17 protein-coding genes are annotated in these 17,440 nt (G+C 65.6%); 10 read left to right on the top strand and 7 right to left on the bottom strand.

Translation table 11 applies throughout. The features are described from left to right. Nucleotides 1-13: 13 nt before the first annotated feature. The 4 genes from JQ627_RS19570 to JQ627_RS19555 form a co-directional block, all read right to left on the bottom strand. Nucleotides 14-1,573, bottom strand: coding sequence for a murein L,D-transpeptidase family protein (locus JQ627_RS19570; protein ID WP_249143191.1), 1,560 nt, complete (start codon nucleotides 1,571-1,573; stop codon nucleotides 14-16). A 428-nt stretch (nucleotides 1,574-2,001) separates the two neighbouring features. Then, complete coding sequence (locus JQ627_RS19565) at nucleotides 2,002-2,964, bottom strand: acetyl-CoA carboxylase carboxyltransferase subunit alpha (protein ID WP_212485772.1); 963 nt, start codon at nucleotides 2,962-2,964, stop codon at nucleotides 2,002-2,004. 214 nt (nucleotides 2,965-3,178) lie between these two features. Further along, the gene (xerD, locus tag JQ627_RS19560) at nucleotides 3,179-4,138 is read right to left on the bottom strand and encodes a site-specific tyrosine recombinase XerD (RefSeq protein WP_212485771.1); all 960 of its coding nucleotides are present in this window, start codon (nucleotides 4,136-4,138) and stop codon (nucleotides 3,179-3,181) included. A gap of 17 nt (nucleotides 4,139-4,155) precedes the next feature. Continuing rightward, the gene (locus tag JQ627_RS19555; protein WP_014439243.1) at nucleotides 4,156-4,302 is read right to left on the bottom strand and encodes a hypothetical protein; all 147 of its coding nucleotides are present in this window, start codon (nucleotides 4,300-4,302) and stop codon (nucleotides 4,156-4,158) included. A 171-nt stretch (nucleotides 4,303-4,473) separates the two neighbouring features. Between JQ627_RS19555 and JQ627_RS19550 the strand changes: the two genes are divergently transcribed. Genes JQ627_RS19550 through JQ627_RS19540 form a run of 3 tightly spaced genes read left to right on the top strand, consistent with a single transcriptional unit; the run spans nucleotide 4,474 to nucleotide 7,576 of the window. After that, on the top strand, nucleotides 4,474-5,097 hold the full coding sequence (locus tag JQ627_RS19550) for a shikimate kinase (RefSeq protein ID WP_212485770.1): 624 nt from the start codon (nucleotides 4,474-4,476) through the stop codon (nucleotides 5,095-5,097). Further along, the gene (gene aroB / locus JQ627_RS19545; protein ID WP_212485769.1) at nucleotides 5,094-6,242 is read left to right on the top strand and encodes a 3-dehydroquinate synthase; all 1,149 of its coding nucleotides are present in this window, start codon (nucleotides 5,094-5,096) and stop codon (nucleotides 6,240-6,242) included. Before JQ627_RS19550 ends, aroB begins: the two co-directional genes overlap by 4 nt. Nucleotides 6,243-6,271: 29 nt before the next feature. Then, entirely contained in the window at nucleotides 6,272-7,576 is a 1,305-nt protein-coding gene (locus JQ627_RS19540) for an HlyC/CorC family transporter (protein ID WP_212485768.1), read from the top strand. A gap of 126 nt (nucleotides 7,577-7,702) precedes the next feature. On the opposite strand, the gene JQ627_RS19535 is transcribed toward JQ627_RS19540, so the two are convergent. After that, on the bottom strand, nucleotides 7,703-7,978 hold the full coding sequence (locus tag JQ627_RS19535) for a BolA family transcriptional regulator (protein ID WP_212485767.1): 276 nt from the start codon (nucleotides 7,976-7,978) through the stop codon (nucleotides 7,703-7,705). Between the two features lie 106 nt (nucleotides 7,979-8,084). Here JQ627_RS19535 and JQ627_RS19530 point away from each other — a divergent pair, with 106 nt between their 5' ends. Next, on the top strand, nucleotides 8,085-8,717 hold the full coding sequence (locus JQ627_RS19530; protein ID WP_212485766.1) for a J domain-containing protein: 633 nt from the start codon (nucleotides 8,085-8,087) through the stop codon (nucleotides 8,715-8,717). Between the two features lie 177 nt (nucleotides 8,718-8,894). Here the strand turns inward: JQ627_RS19530 and JQ627_RS19525 are convergent, their stop codons facing one another. Next, nucleotides 8,895-9,989 (bottom strand): citrate synthase/methylcitrate synthase, encoded by a 1,095-nt coding sequence (locus JQ627_RS19525; protein ID WP_212485765.1) that lies wholly within the window; start codon nucleotides 9,987-9,989, stop codon nucleotides 8,895-8,897. A 79-nt stretch (nucleotides 9,990-10,068) separates the two neighbouring features. On the opposite strand from JQ627_RS19525, the gene JQ627_RS19520 reads away from it, so the two are divergent. Then, nucleotides 10,069-11,280, top strand: coding sequence for a citrate synthase family protein (locus JQ627_RS19520; RefSeq protein WP_212485764.1), 1,212 nt, complete (start codon nucleotides 10,069-10,071; stop codon nucleotides 11,278-11,280). Between the two features lie 29 nt (nucleotides 11,281-11,309). On the opposite strand, the gene JQ627_RS19515 is transcribed toward JQ627_RS19520, so the two are convergent. After that, nucleotides 11,310-11,969, bottom strand: a complete 660-nt coding sequence (locus JQ627_RS19515) for a DedA family protein (protein WP_038934391.1) — start codon at nucleotides 11,967-11,969, stop codon at nucleotides 11,310-11,312. A gap of 293 nt (nucleotides 11,970-12,262) precedes the next feature. On the opposite strand from JQ627_RS19515, the gene cobS reads away from it, so the two are divergent. From cobS to JQ627_RS19490, 5 genes are read left to right on the top strand one after another with little or no spacing between them, the layout of a single operon-like run. Then, complete coding sequence (gene cobS / locus JQ627_RS19510) at nucleotides 12,263-13,261, top strand: cobaltochelatase subunit CobS (RefSeq protein WP_028159559.1); 999 nt, start codon at nucleotides 12,263-12,265, stop codon at nucleotides 13,259-13,261. 3 nt (nucleotides 13,262-13,264) lie between these two features. Next, nucleotides 13,265-13,675 (top strand): N-acetyltransferase, encoded by a 411-nt coding sequence (locus JQ627_RS19505; protein ID WP_212485763.1) that lies wholly within the window; start codon nucleotides 13,265-13,267, stop codon nucleotides 13,673-13,675. Further along, nucleotides 13,672-15,579: a cobaltochelatase subunit CobT gene (gene cobT, locus JQ627_RS19500; RefSeq protein WP_212485762.1), complete on the top strand. Its 1,908-nt coding sequence runs from the start codon at nucleotides 13,672-13,674 to the stop codon at nucleotides 15,577-15,579. The genes JQ627_RS19505 and cobT overlap by 4 nt, the downstream gene beginning before the upstream one ends. Beyond that, a complete protein-coding gene (locus JQ627_RS19495) occupies nucleotides 15,576-16,646 on the top strand; it encodes an esterase-like activity of phytase family protein (RefSeq protein ID WP_212485761.1) in 1,071 nt (356 codons plus the stop codon). The genes cobT and JQ627_RS19495 overlap by 4 nt, the downstream gene beginning before the upstream one ends. 31 nt (nucleotides 16,647-16,677) lie before the next feature. Further along, entirely contained in the window at nucleotides 16,678-17,373 is a 696-nt protein-coding gene (locus tag JQ627_RS19490; protein WP_212485760.1) for a hypothetical protein, read from the top strand. Nucleotides 17,374-17,440 lie beyond the last annotated feature (67 nt).

Here is a 17,440-nt window from a genome sequence, read left to right as displayed (position 1 = left end):
GGAGCGCCGCCCGTTACCTCACCGCCCCAAAGCGGCTGTCGAACGAGTTCGACTGCACCACGGGCGCGGCGCCCATGATCTGGGTCGCTTCACTCGCGCCATCCGATACCGACGGCTTCAGCGCGGGACGCGTCGCGGCGAGGCGCGTGTCCGGCTTCACCGGTTCGGCCGGCTTGGCGGCAGCCACGGTCGGCTTCGGCGCGTCCTTGGACGTGTCGCGGCCGGGCACGAACCGGGTCACTGCGGCCTTCAGCCTCGACGTCGCGGTGGGCGGCGTTGCGGGAGCAGCGGCCGGGGCCACGGAGGCGGTCGCTTGCGGCGGAGGCGTGGTCGCCGTGGTGTCGGCGGTGCCCATCCCCATCTTGCGGCCGAGATTGGCGAAGAAGCCACCTGACGATTTCTCTTGGGATTTCTCGCTGGCCGGCGCGGCCGCGGCGACGCGGGTGGTGGCGGCGGGCGCGCTGACGGCGACGGCTGGCTCCTGGTTCGCGGGCGCGGCGGCGACCGCATCGAGATTGGGCTTGGGCGGATTGACGTGTCCGGGGATCGTGCCCGGCGCCTTCGCCATTGCCAGCATCTCCAGGGTCGAGCCTTCGGCATTCTCCGAGAGTCCGGTCGATCCCTCCGGAATCTTCGAGGCAAAAATCTTGTTCATGCCGCCGTCGATGCCGGTGTTCATGCGCGCCATCGGCGTGCCCTTGGCGACGAGCTTGTTGTACTCGGCCTGGTCGCGCGCATCCTTCTCGCGCACCGCGCTGGCGATGTCCTCGGGGATGACGTAGGCCGGGCACTTTGCGGACGCGTCGAACACCGGATCGCGCTTGGCGTCGGCCGGCTTCGTCGCGTCGAAGACGTACTTTCTCTCGCAGAAATCGACCTTCGGCTCCTGCCGCGTCACCTCGAAATGATCATAGCCTTCCTTGATCATCTTCCAGAAGGCCATGTTCGGATTGTTCCGGTGCTTGGCCATGTTCACCGGCGTCATCTTGAACGGATAGGCCTGCAGCTGGAACGCCTTCTGGCCGCCGAAGAAGGATTCGCGGCCGAGCGAATAGATCTCCGCGATCTGCTCGTCCGTCATCGCGTAGCAGCCGCGCGACGAGCAGTCGCCGTGCACCATCAGCTGCGAGCCGGTGCGGCCCAAGGCCTTGTCGAATGCGTTCGGATAGCCCGTGTTGAACGAGAGATAGTAGGCCGACTGCGGATTCATCTGGCCCGGATTGATCGAGTAAAATCCTTCCGGCGCCTGGCGGTCGCCTTCGCGCACCTTCGGACCCAGATCGCCCGACCAGCGGCAGATCGGATAGGTCTTGAGCAGCGCGAACTGGCCGTTGCGGGCCTGCTTCCAGACCTCGAGCTCGGCCTCCTGCTTGAACAGGCGGACCAGGATCGGCGACTGCAGGTCCATGTTCTTCTCGACCATCGCGGCGAGAAGCTTTGGCGGCACCGGCTGGTTGGCCTTGGCGTTGGTTGCGAGCGAGACCTGGTCGGTGTCGCAGCCGGTCAGCAGGACACTGGCCGTCAGCAGCGCAACCGAAGCCAAAAGCGCGCGAGCAAGCGAACGAGAAATCAAGATGGACCCCACACCGTGCCGGGCAAGCAGCGCGAACCCCAATCTCGAAGCATGATCCGACCGGAGATCCGGACCCGTCGTGCCGGGCTTTTTCGAACCACGCTCCAGCGCTTGTGCCCTGAAGCCATTGATTAAAATTCTAACCTCTGGGTCATGTGGTCGCAACCCGAGCGGGGATCACGAGCCCGTTGGCCCAGTGGCATGGTCAACGAAGACTGAATGGACGCGACTTTGGGCCTTACTTGGGCCTTCCGGCCCAACCGGGACTCAGATCGCCGATTTGGGCAAAAAAAGGGTTAACGGGGAGTTACTGGAGGTCTCGTAGGGTGGGCAAAGCGAAGCGTGCCCACCATTCTCTGCCGTCCGACCGGCTGGTGGGCACGGCGCTTCGCGCCTTTGCCCGCCCTACGGGACCGAAAACGGTCGAATCAGCCCAGTTTCCGGCCGATATCGAGGAATTTCTGCCGCCGCTGCTTACGGATGGCGTCGCCGTCCAGGCCACGCATCTCGTCAAAGGCCTTGGCGATGGCATCGCCCGTGGTGGCGATCATGGCGGCGGGGTCGCGATGGGCGCCGCCGACCGGCTCTTTCAGGATGCTGTCGATCACGCCGAAACGGAGCATGTCCTGGGCGGTGATCTTCATGTTGTTGGCGGCTTCCTGCGCCTTGGAGCCGTCGCGCCAGAGGATCGAGGAGGCGGCCTCGGGCGAGATCACGCTGTAGATCGCGTGCTCCAGCATCAGCACTTTGTTCGCGGTGGTGATGGCGATGGCGCCGCCCGACATGCCCTCGCCGGTGATGATGGCGACGTTGGGCACGGTCAGCGCCATGCAGGCATCGGTCGAGCGCGCAATCGCCTCGGCCTGGCCGCGCTCTTCGGCGCCGATGCCGGGATAGGCGCCGGCGGAATCGGCGAGCGACAGCACCGGCAGGCCGAACCGTTCGGCCATCTCCATCAGCCGCACGCATTTGCGATAGCCCTCGGGCCGCGCCATGCCGAAATTGTGCCGGATGCGGCTCTCGGTGGAATCGCCCTTTTCCTGGCCCATGACGCAGATCGGCTCGCCGCGGAAGCGGCCGAAGCCGGCAACCAACGCCTCGTCCTCACCGAACTTGCGGTCGCCGGCGAGCGGGGTGAATTCGGTGATCAGGCCCTTGATGAAGTCGTTGAAATGCGGCCGCTGCGGATGCCGCGCGACCAGCGTCTTCTGCCACGGTGTCAGGTTCAGATAGAGGTCGGCCAGCGCCTGCGCCGCCTTGTCCTCGATCCGGCCGATCTCATCAGTGATGTCCGTGCCGGAGGCAGCTAACGTCCTGAGCTCATCGACCTTGGAGTCGAGCTCGGCGACGGGCTTTTCGAAGTCGAGATAGCTGCGCATCGGGTCTGGCATCAACTCAATATAGGGAAGACGGGGCGGGGCGTCGAAGCGGATTTGGACCAGCGAAAAGAAGTGTAGCTTCTTCAATGAGTTGGCTTGTGTGCTCTGAAGCAGCCGCCAAATCATGCGTGAGGCCACGGCTCTTTCTGCGGAGATGTGGCCGAAGTCAAGGCGGTTTCATGAGTTGCTCTGGCTGGGCCGTTGTATCCCGGACGAGGCAGGAGACCTATTTCTCCGCCAGCGGGTGCAGGTCGCGCACCAGGCTCTTCAGGCGCTCCTCGACCACATGAGTGTAGATCTGGGTCGTGGAGATGTCGGTGTGGCCGAGCAGGGTCTGCACGATGCGCAAATCCGCGCCGTTGTGCAGGAGGTGGCTGGCAAAGGCATGGCGCAGCACGTGCGGGGAGACCAGCCGGGCCTGCAACCCGGAGGCGACCGCAAGCTCCTTGAGGTCGCGGGCGAAATGCTGCCGCGTCAGATGCCCGCTCTCGCCGGACGAGGGGAACAGCCATTTCGAGGTGGCGAGGCTGTCTTTCTTCTTCTCCGTCTTCGCGGCCTCCGTCTGCGCGAGATAATCCGCCATCGCCTGCCGCGAGGCCTCGTTGAGCGGCACCAGGCGTTCCTTGTTGCCCTTGCCGCGCACCACGATCATGCGGGCATCGCGTTTGGCCGCCGAGCGCGGCAGCGCCACCAGCTCGGAGACGCGCAAGCCGGTGGCGTAGAGCACTTCGAGCAGGCAATAGAGCCGCAACGCGCGCAGCCGCTTCGGGGGCGAGGCATCCGCCGCCTCGCTCAATTCCTTGGCGCGGCGAAGCATGCGGTCGACATCCGCTATCGACAGCACCTTCGGCAGGCCGCGGCCGCGCTTGGGCCCGGACAGGATCGCCGCCGGATCCTCGGTTCGGATGCGCTCGTTCAGGAGAAAGCGGTAGAGATGCCGCATCGCCGACAGCCGCCGCGCGACGCTGGTGGACTTGAAGCCGCGGCTGTCGAGATCGGCGAGGTAATCGCGCAGCACTTGCGTCTCGGCGTCGGCAAAGCTGTGCCCGGCGCGGCCCAAAAATTCCGAGAAATCGGTGAGGTCGCGGCGGTAGGCATCGAGCGTATTGGGGCCGGCGCCCTGTTCCGCCGCGAGCATGTCGAGGAACAGGCCGGTGAGCTTGCTGTCTGAGGGCGTTACGCGCATGCCCTGGAAGCTAGCTCCTATTTCTTGAGAAATTTATCCGGCGGGATCGTCACCGTCATTTCCCGTGACTTCGGGCTCACGAAGTTCGCCAGTGCGAAGACCACGCCATAGACGATGCCGGCGATCACGGCGACGACCGTCAGGAAGCGGAACAGGCTGGGCATCGGGCAATATCTCGGCGAGGGTCTCAGGCGTCCAAATTAACCAATGAAATCATCCAACATGTTCGCCGTTTCGTGGCAAGAGTCCTCTGGCGAGGGCCCCGAGGGGGTCGTATAGGTGGCCAAAGCATGCCGCCTTTGGCGGCAGATTGAGCGAGACCCAGAGCGAGATTTATGTCCGACGCCGCGTTGCCGATCCAAGCTGCCCCTGAGGCCGACATCCTGTCGGCGCTCGGGACGCGCTCGATCGTGCTCGTCGGCATGATGGGGGTGGGCAAATCCACCATCGGCCGTCGGATGGCCGCCCGGCTCAAGCTGCCCTTCGTCGACGCCGACACCGAGATCGAGTCGGCGGCCGGCATGACCATACCGGAGATTTTCGAGCGCCACGGCGAGCCGCATTTCCGCGACGGCGAGGCGCGGGTGATCGCGCGTCTCCTGGACGGCGGGCCTGTCGTGCTTGCGACCGGCGGCGGTGCCTTCATGCGTGAGGAGACGCGGACCCGCATTGCGGCCAAAGCGGTCTCGATCTGGCTCAAGGCCGATCCTGACGTCATCATGCGCCGGGTGCGCCGCCGCGCCGATCGTCCGCTGCTCCAGACCGCCGATCCCGAAGGAACCGTGACGCGCCTGCTCACCGAGCGCGAGCCGATCTACGGCCATGCCGACCTCACCATCGCCTCCCGCGACGTGCCGCACGACAAGATCGTCGAGGAGACCATCGAGACGCTGCGCGCCCATCTCTGCGGCGAGCAGCCGTCCCAGCCCCCTGCCGACGTCGCGAGTGCCGTTCGATGACTGCGCCCTTGAAACATTCCGATCCTGTCAACGTCGACGTTGCGCTCGGCGATCGCGCCTATGACATCGTCATCGGCCGCGGCGTGCTGGCCTCGCTCGGCGAGCGGGTCGCGCACTTGCGGCCCGGCGTGCGTACGGCAATCGTCACTGATCGCACCGTTGCAAAATACTGGCTCGAGCCGACTGAAGCGTCGCTCGCTTCTGCCGGCATTCCGACCTCGCGCATCGTGGTCGAGGAGGGCGAGATCTCCAAAACCTATGCCGGCCTCGAGAAGGTCAGCGAGGCCCTGATCGCGGCGAAAATCGAGCGCAACGATCTCGTCATCGCGCTCGGTGGCGGCGTGGTCGGCGATCTCGCCGGCTTTGCGGCTGCGATCCTGCGCCGCGGCGTCGATTTCGTGCAGGTCCCGACCTCGCTGCTGGCGCAGGTCGATTCCAGCGTCGGCGGCAAGACCGGCATCAACTCGCCCCAGGGCAAGAATCTGCTCGGCGCCTTCCACCAACCGGTGCTGGTGATTGCGGACACCGCCGTGCTCGACACGCTGTCGCCGCGGCAGTTCCGCGCCGGCTATGCCGAGGTCGCCAAATATGGCGTGCTCGGCGACGAGGCCTTCTTCACCTGGCTGGAGAAGAACCATTCCGACATCTTCAAGGGCGGTTCGGCGCGCGAGCACGCGATCGCGACCTCCTGCCGTGCCAAGGCCGGCGTCGTCTCGCGCGACGAGCGCGAGACCGGCGAGCGTGCGCTGCTCAATCTCGGCCATACCTTTGGTCACGCGCTGGAAGCCGCGACCGGTTTCTCCGACCGCCTGTTCCATGGCGAGGGTGTTTCGATCGGCATGACGCTGGCGGCGCAATTCTCGGCGAAGCTCGGCATGATCGGTGACGCCGATGCGGCACGCGTCGAGCGTCACCTGATCGAAGCCGGCCTGCCGACGCGCCTGCAGGACATCGCCGGTTTCACGCAGGAAGGCCTTGCGGATGCCGACGCGCTGATGGCGCTGATGGCGCAGGACAAGAAGGTCAAGCGCGGCAAGCTCACCTTCATCCTGCTGGAGGCCGTCGGGCGCGCTGTGATCGCGAAGGACGTCGAGCCGGCGCCGGTGCGCGATTTCCTGCAAGAGAAGCTCGCGCAAAAGGCATAATGCGCGATTGAATTTCCGTTGAGTGGTGCATGGACTGGCTCGGCTTCACCATCGTCATCATCTGCCTGCTCGTCTCGGGCTTCTTCGCTGCGAGCGAGACCGCGCTGACCGGCGCCTCGCGCGCCAGCATGCTGCGGCTCTCCAAGCAGGGTAATCACGACGCCGACGTGGTTTCGCAGCTGCTCGACATGCGCGAGCGCCTGATCGGCGCGCTGCTGCTCGGCAACAACATCGCCAATATCACCGCGTCCGCGCTCGCCACCAGCATCTTCACGGCCTGGTTCGGCGATGTCGGCGTGCTCTATGCCACCGGCGTGATGACCGCGCTGGTCGTGATTTTTGCGGAAGTGCTGCCCAAGACCATCGCCATCAATGCGCCCGACCGGATGGCGCTCGCGGTCGCCCGCCCGATGCGGCTGACGATGTACGTGCTGGGACCGCTGCTGCGGATCGTGGAAGTCATCGTGCGCCTGTTGATGCGCCTGTTCGGGCTCGCCGGCGAGCACCAGGCGATCCTGTCGCCGACCGAGCGCCTGCGCGGCGCGGTCGACCTGTTGCATCACGAGGGCAAGGTCGAGAAGCAGGACCGCGACATGCTCGGCGGCCTGCTCGATCTGCGCGAGCTCCAGGTCTCCGACGTCATGATCCATCGCACCGAGATGATGATGATCAACGCCGATTTGCCGCCGGAAGAGCTGGTGCGCGAGGTGCTGGCGACCGAATACACCCGCATCCCGCTGTGGCGCGAGAAGCCGGAGAACATCATCGGCGTGCTCCACGCCAAGGACCTGCTGCGCGCGATCCGCGCCTCCGACGGCGACACCTCGCGCATCGACGTCTCCACCATCGCGCTGCCGCCCTGGTTCGTGCCGGAGATGCGGCCCGTCTCCGAGCAGTTGAAGGCATTCCGCCGGCGAAAAACCCATTTCGCGCTCGTCGTCGACGAGTACGGCGAAGTTGAAGGTCTCGTGACGCTGGAAGACATTCTGGAAGAGATAGTCGGCGACATCTCCGACGAGCACGACGTCGTGGTCGCCGGCGTGCGCGCCCAGCCGGATGGCTCGGTTGTCGTCGACGGCTCGGTGCCGATCCGCGATCTCAACCGCGCCATGGACTGGCACCTGCCCGATGAAGAGGCAACGACGGTCGCCGGCCTCGTCATTCACGAGGCGCGCTCGATCCCCGACCGCGGCCAGAGTTTCACCTTCCACGGTTTCCGGTTCCGCGTCCTCCGCCGCGAACGCAACCGCATCACCGCGCTCCGTATTTCGCCGGTGCCGCGCGAGGCGGAGATGGAGGAAGCCAAGCCGCGACGGGCGGGGACGTCGTTCTAGCCTCACAAGAGGTGTCATCGTCCGCGAAGGCGGACGATCCAGTGCGCGCGTCCCATTGATTGAATTTCGACAGCAGTGTTTACCGGATGCCCCGCCTTCGCTGGGCATGACGGCCGAATCGACGAGCTAACTCCCGCCTTCACCCGGGGCCTGCGCGTGGATCGCCAGCGCGTGCACGCTGCCGGAAAGTTCCGCGGCCAGCGCCGAATTTATCATGCGGTGGCGATCGACCCGGCTCTTCCCTTTGAAGGCCTGAGACACGATATACACGCGAAAGTGCGTCTCGCCGCTCGGCCTGTGACCGGCGTGGCCCTCATGCAAATGTGACTCGTCGACGACTTGCAGGCTTTCCGGCGTGAAAGCTTCCTGCAACTTGTTGCTGATAACGTCTTTGGTAGCCATGTTTGCCCATTAATGTGCGCGATCGCACTCCGTCAATTGCCGGGGTCGTACGCTAATTGCAATGTCAAGACTTGAAGGTTTTTGCATTGCGTAGTCAAAGTCAGCCATGCCGATCGATTCATCAAAGTTCTTCGACTCCATCCGGGTCAAGCCGAAAGGTAAGCAGCCGGAATTGAAGCCGCGCGATGCCGTGGTCAATTGCGAGTGGGCCGGGTGTCAGAACAAGGGCGCGCACCGTGCGCCGAAGGGTCGCGAGAACCAGCGCGAGTACTGGCACTTCTGCCTGAACCATGTGCGCGAGTACAACCAGAACTACAATTTCTTCTCCGGCATGAATGCCGACGCCGTCGCGCGCTACCAGAAGGATGCGCTGACCGGCCACCGTCCGACCTGGAAGATGGGCGCCAATGGCGGCAAGAAGGGGGCCGAAGCCGAGATCGACATGGCGGCCGATCCGTTCAGCATGTTCTCCGAGATCAACGGCCGCGCCAACTGGCGCCGCGGGCCCGAAGCCCAGCCCAAGGCCGAGACGCGCAAGGTGATGAACGCCGAGCGCAAGGCGCTCCAGGTCATGGGCCTCGGTCCCGATTCCACGCTGGCCGACGTCAAGAGCAAGTACAAGGCGCTGGTCAAGCAGCACCACCCCGACGCCAACGGCGGCGACCGCTCGACCGAAGACCGCCTGATCGAGATCATCAAGGCCTACAATTATCTGAAGACCGTGGTGCGGGAGGCGTAAGGCCCTCGCTGCATTTCCTGGTGTCGTTCCGGCCTTCGCGGGGACGACAGTATCGTAGGGTGGGCAAAGCGAAGCGTGCCCACGCTCTTGTTGCAATTTCGAATCGATGGTGGGCACGGCGCAAGTGCGCCTTAGCCCACCCTACGATTTCGGACTCGCGGAGATATCCGCGCCACTTCACGCCTCCGGCATCGCCCCCACATATGACGAACTCGGCCGGATCAATCGCCCCGTCCGCTGCTGCTCGCGCGCATGGGCGGTCCAGCCGGCTGCGCGCGCCACCGCGAAGATCGGCGTGAACGCCTGCCGTGGGATCGCCAGCGCATCGAGCAGGATCGCAGTGAAGAACTCGACGTTCGTTTCCAGCGGCCGCTCCGGATTCTTCTTCCGCAGCGCGCTGCGGATATAGGCCTCGACTTCGCCGGCGAACGGCAAATCGGTGCCGTTGGACGCCAGCGCCTCGACCGCGGTCTTGAGCACGTCGGCGCGCGGATCGCGCACGCGGTAGACGCGGTGACCAAAACCCATCATCCGCTCGCCGCGCGCCAGCGCGGCATCCACCCAGGGCTCGATGCGCTCGCGCGAGCCGATTGCATCCAGCATTTCGAGCACCGGCTCCGGTGCGCCGCCATGCAGCGGTCCCGTCAGCGCGCAAAAGCCGGCGGTAACGGCCGCAAACAGATCGGCTTGCGTCGAGGCGACCACGCGCGCCGTAAAGGTCGAGGCGTTCATGCCGTGGTCGCTTGCGGTGACGAGATAGGCGTCGAGCGCGGTCACCTCGCGTGCTGCGGGGGCGCGGCCATGCAGCATGCGGAGCGTATCGGCGGCGTGGCTGACATTCGGATCGGGCGCGATCGGCTCGAGCCCTTTGGCCCGGCGGACCAGCGCACCCGCGATCACTGGAAACGCGCCGACGATGGTCGCTTCATGCTCGAGGCCGTGCTCGGCGCGAAGACCAGCGACCGCCGCGCGGACCCCCTCGACGATGCCCATGCCGCGCGTCGCCGGCAGCAATTCGTCCAGCCGTGCGAAGGCGCGCGCGCGCGCCGCGCCCAAGCTCGCCCGCACATTGGCTTCGCTCAGGCTGGTCTTGCTGGCGCCGTTCCAGAGCCGGGCAGTGACGCCCTCGAAGCTCGATTTGGCGGCGAGGCGGCCGACATGCTCGCCGGCGATGATCAGCTCGCCGCGCTCGCCATCGACATGGCTCAGCACGGTCTCGGCCGCGAGAACGCCGTCCAGCCCGATCTGGCTTTTGGTGAGGTGGATGTTCATGACCCAATCTCCTTTGCACTGCACCAGGAGAAAATCAGGCCTCTCGACAGATTGATCAATCTTGATTACATAAATCAATATGAATAATTCCGAGGAACTCTATCTGTCGGCCCGGGAGGCTGCCGCCGAGCTGGCGATCTCGCCGGCCACCCTCTACGCCTATGTCAGCCGCGGCCTGATCCGCTCCGAGCCGACGCCGGATTCGCGCAAGAACCGCTATCGGGCCGAGGACGTCCGCGCCCTCAAGGAGCGCCGGGTGCCGTCGCCGGAGCCGCGTGGGCTGCGCAGTTTCGATGCCGACCTGCCTGTCATGGACACGGAGATTTCGACCATCACCGAGGAGGGCGCGATCTACCGCGGCGTCAATTGCGTCGATCTTGCCGAGAACGACACGCTGGAGCACACGGCCACGCTGCTGTGGGACGTCTCCGACGTCGATCCCTTCACGCCGGACAATCAGCCCCAGATCTCCGACGAGATGCGCGCGATCGCGGAGGCCGCGCGCCGCGCCGCGCCGATCGACCGTGCCATCGCGGTGCTGGCGCTCGCGACCAGCGCGGACGCGCGTGCCTACACCCGCGCGCCGGATGGCCGGGCGATGGTCGGCGGGCGCATCGTCCGCCTGTTGGTCGCGACCATGCTCAATGCCGAGCCGTCGGCCGAGCCGCTGCACCAGCAGATCGCGAAGGCCTGGGCGCCCGACAACAAGCACGCGCCCGACCTCATCCGCCGCGCGCTGGTGCTGCTCGCCGATCACGAATTGAACGCCTCGACCTTCACCGCGCGCTGCGCGGCATCGACCGGCCTCAACCTCTATGACTCCGTCATCGCCGGCCTCGCCGCGTTGAAGGGGCCGAAGCATGGTGGCGCCGGCGTGCTGGCCTCGCAGCTCGTCAAGACGCTGATCGATCGCGATGTCGCCCCGATGGTTCGCGAGCGCGTCGCCCTGGGTGAGCGCTTTGCCGGATTCGGCCACGGCGTCTACAAGCGCGGCGATCCCCGCGCGCAATCGCTGCTGAACGCGCTGGCGCGTGCCGGAGCGCCGCGCAAATTCACGAGAGAAGTGCCGGAGCGGATCATTGAAGCCACCGGCGAGCTCGTCAACATCGACTATGCGCTCGCCGTCCTCGTTCACGCGCTACGCCTGCCCTTGGGCAGCGAGCTCGCGCTGTTCGCGATGGCCCGCAGCGTCGGCTGGATCGCGCACGCCAGCGAGCAATTGCAGTTCGGCAAGCTGATCAGGCCGCGGGCAAGGTATGTGGGGCCGGCACCGGGGCGGCGGGCTAGGTAGATCTCTCTGCGAGCGCGTCGTCCTCCGCACTAACCCCGCGGCTTGGACGTCGCGACGAGGCCGTTCTGCCGGCGGCGGTAGTACCAGATGCCAAGGCCGCCGATGATCGCCACGGCCACCACCATCAAGATCCAGATGTGCTTGAACGGATGCCCATGGTGCGGCACGCCGAAATATTGGTGGAGGGCCGATACCGCCAGCACGCCCGGCAGCACATGCGCGGGAGCCCAGAGCAGGATCGCCGGGATATTCACGGCATAAAACTTCGCGGGGGTCATCCCCAGCGCGCCGGCGGTGACGGGTACGAAGGCGCGGATCGGCGGCACGAAACGGGCGAAGAACACGGCCCAGGTGCCGAAGCGGTGGAAGAAGCTTTCGCTCTCGGCAACCACGCGCGGATAGTTGGTCAGCGGCCAGGTATTGAGGATCTCGCGCTGCCGCCGGTGCCCGATCCAGTAGGCCGAGCCGTCGCCCAGCACGGCGCCGATTGCCGCCGCCAGCAGCACCCATTGCAGCTTCAATTCCCCGCCTGGAACCAGCGCGCTCAGCGCCAGAATGATGGTCGAGCCGGGGATCACCGATCCCACCACCGGAACGGCTTCGAGCAGCGCGGCCAGGAACAGGGTCAGATAGGCCAGCCACGCATGGGCCGAAACGAAGGAGATGAGGGGATCGAGAAAGGACGTCACGTTTTCTTGGGGGGCTGGAGCACCGGGGTTCGGACCCTACATAAGTAGGTGCACGCGGTAAAAGTGCCATTCGCGTGGGCAGGTCGCGCCTCCCGCCCGAAATTCGAGCGCGATTCGCAAGGCAGCCCTCCAAAAATCGCGTTCCTTGCCTATCTAAATGAAAAGACAATGGAACTTTGATTGGGGCGCGGGCTTCTGCCGGCACGTTGTCTCTGATAGGTTCGCAAACGCACCCAGCCGCAGCCAACGTGCAAATAACTGGTCTCGGGACCGCCCGGGGCCTCGGAGGATTGATGACGACCGCCGCCATGTCCAAAGTTGAGGAAGTTTCCGGTTTGCCCGACATGAAGGTGTCGGTGCGCCAGGTGTTCGGGATCGACAGCGATCTCGAAGTCCCGGCCTATTCCGAAGTCGATCCTCATGTGCCTGAAGTCGATTCCGACTACCGCTTCGATCGCGCCACCACGCTCGCCATTCTCGCCGGCTTTGCCCGCAATCGCCGCGTGATGGTGACCGGCTATCACGGCACCGGTAAATCCACCCATATCGAGCAGGTTGCCGCCCGCCTGAACTGGCCCTGCGTGCGCGTCAACCTCGACAGCCACATCAGCCGTATCGACCTCGTCGGCAAGGACTCGATCGTGGTCCGCGACGGCAAGCAGGTCACCGAATTCCGCGACGGCATCCTGCCCTGGGCGCTCCAGAACAACGTCGCGCTGGTGTTCGACGAATACGACGCCGGCCGCCCCGACGTGATGTTCGTGATCCAGCGCGTGCTGGAGGTCTCCGGCCGCCTGACCCTGCTCGACCAGAACAAGGTGATCAAGCCGCACCCGGCGTTCCGCCTGTTCTCGACCGCCAACACGGTCGGCCTCGGCGACACCTCGGGCCTCTATCACGGCACCCAGCAGATCAACCAGGGCCAGATGGACCGCTGGTCGATCGTCACCACGCTGAACTACCTCAGCCATGACGAGGAAGTGGAGATCGTGCTGGCCAAGGCCAAGCACTATCGCACCCAGGAGGGCCGCGACATCGTCAACAAGATGGTTCGCCTCGCCGATCTCACCCGCAACGCCTTCGCCAATGGCGATCTGTCGACGGTGATGAGCCCGCGCACGGTGATCACCTGGGCGGAAAACTCCGACATCTTCGGCGATATCGGCTTCGCGTTCCGGGTCACCTTCCTCAACAAGTGCGACGAGCTCGAGCGTCCCCTGGTCGCCGAGTTCTATCAGCGCTGCTTCAACGCGGAGCTGCCGGAATCGGCGGTCAACGTGGCGCTCAGCTAGACCATGCCAACCATCACCGTCGAGCGCACCATTGGGACCACCAAGAAGGCTGTGCTCGCCGGGCTCGGCGCCTATAACGACGAGCAGTTCGGGAAGCAGAGGGTCAAGAGCATCGCGGTCTCGTTGAAGGACGGCCGCAAGATCGTTGGCGGCATCGTCGGGCATCTCTGGGCCACGGTTCTGTTCATCCAGTATTTCTGGATCGACCAGAAGCAGCGCGGCAAGGGTTTTGGAACGAAGCTGATCGCGGCGATCGAGGACGAGGCAAGACGGCAGGGCGCGATCCAGGCCCATGTCGACACGATGAGTTTCCAGGCGCCGGGTTTCTATCGTTCCTGCGGGTACGAGGAATTCGGCACCCTCAAGGGCTATCCCGGCGGCGTGACGCGCCATTCGTTTACGAAGTCGCTATGAGCACATCATCATCCAACTCCAAATTCCGTAACACCAAGGAAGCCCCGACCGAGCCGTTCAAGCGCTCGGTGGCCTCCTGCCTGAAGGCGATTGCGAAATCGCCCGAGCTCGAGGTCAGCTTCGCGGCCGAGCGTCCCGGCCTCGCGCCCGGCAAGGCGCGGCTGCCCGAGCCGGCGCGCAAAATGACAAAACGTGACGCTGCGATCGTGCGCGGCCACGCCGACTCCATCGCGCTCAAGATCGCCTGTCACGATGCAAAGCTGCATCGCAAGCTGATGCCAGGCAATCCGCAGGCGCGCGGCGTGTTCGAGGCGGTCGAGCAGGCTCGCGTCGAGGCGATCGGCGCGCGCCGCATGGCCGGCGTTGCCAAGAATCTCACCGCGATGCTCGACGACCACTTCCATCGCGGCAAGTTCGACGAAATCACCGACCGTGCCGATGCGCCGCTGGCGGATGCGCTGGCGATGCTGGTGCGCGAGCGCCTGACCGGCATGGCGCCGCCCACGGCGGCGAAGAAGATGGTCGACCTCTGGCGGCCCATTCTCGAGGACAAGATCGGCAAGCGGCTCGACCGGCTCGACGGCCTGGTCGAGGACCAGACCAGGTTCGGCGACGCCGTGCATGACCTGTTGACCGCGCTCGAGCTCGGCGACGAGCGCGGCGCCGACAGCGAAGATAATGACGATAACGACGAGAACCAGGACGGCGACAACGACCAGTCCGGCGCCGAAGGTTCGCCCGATTCCGACGCCGCTCAGGAGATGAGCGCCGACCAGGCGCAGGCCTCGAGCGAGGAGATGAGCGAGAGCGCGATGGAAAGCGCGCAGGCCTCGACCTCCGACACGTTCGACGACGGCGAGCTCGGCGATGACGAGACGCCGGGCGAGGCGACGCGTCCGAACGCGCACGGCAGGAACGAGCCGCGCGGGCCGGAATATCATGCCTTCGCGCCGAAATTCGACGAGGTCATCGCGGCCGAAGACCTCTGCGACCATGACGAGCTGGAGCGCCTGCGCGCCTATCTCGACAAGCAGCTGGCGCATCTGCAGGGCATCGTCGCCCGCCTCGCCAACCGGCTTCAGAGGCGCTTGATGGCGCAGCAGAACCGCGCCTGGGACTTCGATCTCGAAGAGGGGATTCTCGACCCTGCGCGCCTGTCGCGCGTTGTGACCGATCCGTATCACCCGCTGTCCTTCATGCACGAGAAGGAGGCGACGTTCCGCGACACGGTGGTGACGCTGCTGCTCGACAATTCCGGCTCGATGCGCGGTCGCCCGATCACGGTCGCCGCGACCTGCGCCGACATCCTGGCGCGCACGCTGGAGCGTTGCGGCGTCAAGGTCGAGATCCTCGGCTTCACCACGCGCGCCTGGAAGGGCGGGCAATCGCGCGAGGCGTGGCTTGCCGCCGGCAAGCCGGCCAATCCCGGCCGCCTCAACGATCTCCGCCACATCATCTACAAGTCGGCGGATGCCCCGTGGCGTCGTGCGCGAAAAAACCTCGGCCTGATGATGCGCGAGGGTCTGCTCAAGGAGAATATCGACGGCGAGGCGCTGGACTGGGCGCACAAGCGCCTGCTCGGCCGGCCCGAGCAGCGCAAGATCCTGATGATGATCTCGGACGGTGCGCCGGTCGACGATTCCACGCTGTCGGTCAATCCCGGCAACTATCTCGAGCGGCACCTGCGCCACATCATCGAGGAGATCGAGACCCGCTCGCCGGTCGAGCTGATCGCGATCGGCATCGGCCATGACGTCACGCGCTACTATCGCCGCGCGGTGACGATCGTGGATGCCGAAGAACTCGGCGGCGCCATCACCGAGAAGCTCGCCGAGCTGTTCAGCGAGACCAACACCGCGCCCACGCATCAGGCCGGTCGCCCGCGACGCAAATTGCATTCGTGAGCACGCAATCGTCCCGCCGCAGCTTTCTTGGCCACGCGGCGGCGGGATTTTCCATTCTCGCACTGTCCCGACAGGCGCAGGCGCAGCCGACGACCGAGCCGCCGCCGCGCGCCGCGCAGATCGAGCACGCCGTCGCCGAGCCTGTCAGCGTCGAGGTGAACGCGCGGCAGATTCCCAATTTCGAGCCGCGCGACCGCTCGCGCGTGCGCTTCGGTCAGCTGCAGTATCGCAGCGGCCTGGTGCTGACCTCGCCTTATCGCGGCTTCGGCGGCCTGTCCGGCATCCGGCTCGATGCGAAGGGCGAGCGCTTCCTCGCGATCTCCGACCAAGGCGGCTGGTTCACCGGCAGCATCCGCTATTCCAGCGGCAAGATGGTCGCGCTCGACGATGTCGAGGCATCCCCGATGCTCAATTCCGAGGGCCGGCCGATCACGGAGAAGCGGTTCTGGTACGACACCGAGTCGCTCGCGCGCGACGGCAATGTCGTCTATGTCGGGCTCGAACGCGTCAACCAGATCCTGCGTTTCGATTTTGCGAAAGGCGGCACGCGCGCCCGCGGTGAGGTGGTGCCAACGCCGCCCGCCGTGCGGAAGCTGCCCTCCAACAAGGGGCTCGAAGCGATGGTCGTGGTGCCGAAAGGCCAGCCGCTCGCGGGCACCCTGATTGCCTTCTCCGAGCGCGGGCTGGACGCCGACGGCAATCTGGTCGCGTTCCTGATCGGCGGCCCCTCGCCCGGCCAGTTCAGCGTCCGTCGCACCGAAAAATTCGACATCAGCGACGCCGTGCTGCTGGCCTCGGGCGAGCTTCTCATCCTCGAACGCAAATTCTCCTGGTTCACCGGCATCAACATCCGCATCCGGTCGATCCCTTTGAAATCCATCGCGCCGAACGCGCTGGTCGACGGGCCTGCGCTGTTCGCCGCCGATCTCGGCCACGAGGTCGACAACATGGAAGGCATCGACGCCCACGTCACGCCCGACGGCGAGACCGTGCTGACGCTGGTGTCGGACGACAATTTCTCGATGCTCCAGCGCACGCTGCTGCTGCAGTTCACGCTGGTGGAGTGAACGTCCGCTCGCCCTTCTCCGACAAACCGTCATGCCCTGCCGCGCCATCCTCGCCCTCATCCTTGCGCTCGTCGCATCCTCGCCGGCCTTCGCCACGGCCGAGCATCGATATGGCAAGAACGAATACGCCATCATCGCGGGCGGCCGCGCGCCGAATGGAAAGCTCTCGGTCGCGGCCCATGGCGGTGGCGAATCCGGCAGCGACGGCTTTCGCATCTATCTGATGGCCGAGCCGACCCATCGCCGGCTGATGACGCTCGACAACGTCAACGACGACAACATTCTGGACACCGCGCCGGATGCCTTCCACGCCGCCTGGTCGAGCGACTCGCGTTACGTCGCCGTGACCTTCCGCAGCGAGCGCCATATCGTCACGTTGAACCTCTACGCCGTCGACGGCGGCCGCGCGCGCCTCGTCGCCGAGCCGGATCTGTTCCGCGACGTCACCGGCCGCAGCGTCGACATCAAGACCGACGGCGACATGCGCACATCCGTGCCGGCGCTGACATGGCAGGCGCCGCGCCGCTTCCACCTCACCGAGTACCGCGTGTTCGTGCTCGACGACGCCGCGCTCGCCGACAAGCTCGGGCCGCTCGGCAAGGCCAGCAAGCGCGACGGCGGCGGCAACACGATCCAGTTCTCGGCCGAAGCCGATGGCGAGCTCTTGCCCGACGGCCGGATCCGTATGGCCAAGCCTGTGCCGGGCAGGTTCGAGGAGCTGGAGTAGGGGCCTCAAATTCGATCGTCGTCCCGGGCTCGCGCTTCGCGTGCCTCGGGATGACAGCGGAGTTCCT

It is taken from the genome of Bradyrhizobium liaoningense, from assembly GCF_018130785.1.
Taxonomy (GTDB): Bacteria; Pseudomonadota; Alphaproteobacteria; order Rhizobiales; family Xanthobacteraceae; genus Bradyrhizobium; species Bradyrhizobium liaoningense_A.
Note: the sequence above shows the minus strand (reverse complement) of the source record. Positions and strands in the feature narration are given on the sequence as shown.

Excerpts from the sequence above, each read along its gene's own strand:
- JQ627_RS19565 (WP_212485772.1), bottom strand. The coding sequence starts at position 2,964 with ATGCCAGACCCGATGCGCAGCTATCTCGACTTCGAAAAGCCCGTCGCC.
- xerD (WP_212485771.1), bottom strand. The coding sequence starts at position 4,138 with ATGCGCGTAACGCCCTCAGACAGCAAGCTCACCGGCCTGTTCCTCGAC.
- JQ627_RS19555 (WP_014439243.1), bottom strand. The coding sequence starts at position 4,302 with ATGCCCAGCCTGTTCCGCTTCCTGACGGTCGTCGCCGTGATCGCCGGC.
- JQ627_RS19550 (WP_212485770.1), top strand. The coding sequence starts at position 4,474 with ATGTCCGACGCCGCGTTGCCGATCCAAGCTGCCCCTGAGGCCGACATC.
- aroB (WP_212485769.1), top strand. The coding sequence starts at position 5,094 with ATGACTGCGCCCTTGAAACATTCCGATCCTGTCAACGTCGACGTTGCG.
- JQ627_RS19540 (WP_212485768.1), top strand. The coding sequence starts at position 6,272 with ATGGACTGGCTCGGCTTCACCATCGTCATCATCTGCCTGCTCGTCTCG.
- JQ627_RS19535 (WP_212485767.1), bottom strand. The coding sequence starts at position 7,978 with ATGGCTACCAAAGACGTTATCAGCAACAAGTTGCAGGAAGCTTTCACG.
- JQ627_RS19530 (WP_212485766.1), top strand. The coding sequence starts at position 8,085 with ATGCCGATCGATTCATCAAAGTTCTTCGACTCCATCCGGGTCAAGCCG.
- JQ627_RS19525 (WP_212485765.1), bottom strand. The coding sequence starts at position 9,989 with ATGAACATCCACCTCACCAAAAGCCAGATCGGGCTGGACGGCGTTCTC.
- JQ627_RS19520 (WP_212485764.1), top strand. The coding sequence starts at position 10,069 with ATGAATAATTCCGAGGAACTCTATCTGTCGGCCCGGGAGGCTGCCGCC.
- cobS (WP_028159559.1), top strand. The coding sequence starts at position 12,263 with ATGACGACCGCCGCCATGTCCAAAGTTGAGGAAGTTTCCGGTTTGCCC.
- JQ627_RS19505 (WP_212485763.1), top strand. The coding sequence starts at position 13,265 with ATGCCAACCATCACCGTCGAGCGCACCATTGGGACCACCAAGAAGGCT.
- cobT (WP_212485762.1), top strand. The coding sequence starts at position 13,672 with ATGAGCACATCATCATCCAACTCCAAATTCCGTAACACCAAGGAAGCC.
- JQ627_RS19490 (WP_212485760.1), top strand. The coding sequence starts at position 16,678 with ATGCCCTGCCGCGCCATCCTCGCCCTCATCCTTGCGCTCGTCGCATCC.